Genomic DNA, 602 nt, shown 5'->3' on the forward strand with positions numbered 1-602 from the left:
GCCGCTTTCTTCGCTTCTTCAATCCAACCATCAAAGGTTGTTTGGTTGGCTTTAATCCAGCCATTTACGTGCGCTTCGATGTCTGCCGCGCTATTTTTACCTTGGCTCATCATCATGTTTTGAGCGCTGACATCATTGATATTCAGTTTGATGATTTCGAACAGTTTCGCTGCCGATGGGTTCTTCTCGGTGAACTCTTTGTTCGCGACGATGCGCATAGAGTTCATTTCAAAACCGTAGTTTTTGCCGTTTTTCAGTGTGGTGTCGATGTCTTTACGTTCACCAGGAAGAGACGAGAACGGCACCTCTAGCCACACAACGTCTTTACCCGGAACAAGTACGCCACTTACCCAATACGGTGTCCATGTGTAGTAAAGAATTGGGTCGCCTTTTTTGTAGCGGGAGATTGTATCAGCAATGATTGCGGCGTAATTACCTTGGTTGTGAGTGACGGTGTCACGAAGTTTGAACGCGTCCAACTGATGCTCAACCACCATTTCACACCCCCAACCTGGGTTACAGCCGGTAAGATCGGCTTTGCCATCGCCATTTGCGTCGAATAGTTTCGCCAATTTTGGATCTTTTAACTGACCAATGTTCGT

Annotated in this window: 1 protein-coding gene; it reads right to left on the bottom strand. The window is 46.8% G+C overall.

The features are described from left to right. On the bottom strand, positions 1-602 hold a 602-nt coding region (gene proX / locus R7Z49_RS26280; protein WP_318112600.1), incomplete at both ends, for a glycine betaine/L-proline ABC transporter substrate-binding protein ProX.

The organism is Vibrio sp. 1562 (assembly GCF_033340155.1).
GTDB classification, from domain to species: Bacteria; Pseudomonadota; Gammaproteobacteria; order Enterobacterales; family Vibrionaceae; genus Vibrio; species Vibrio alginolyticus.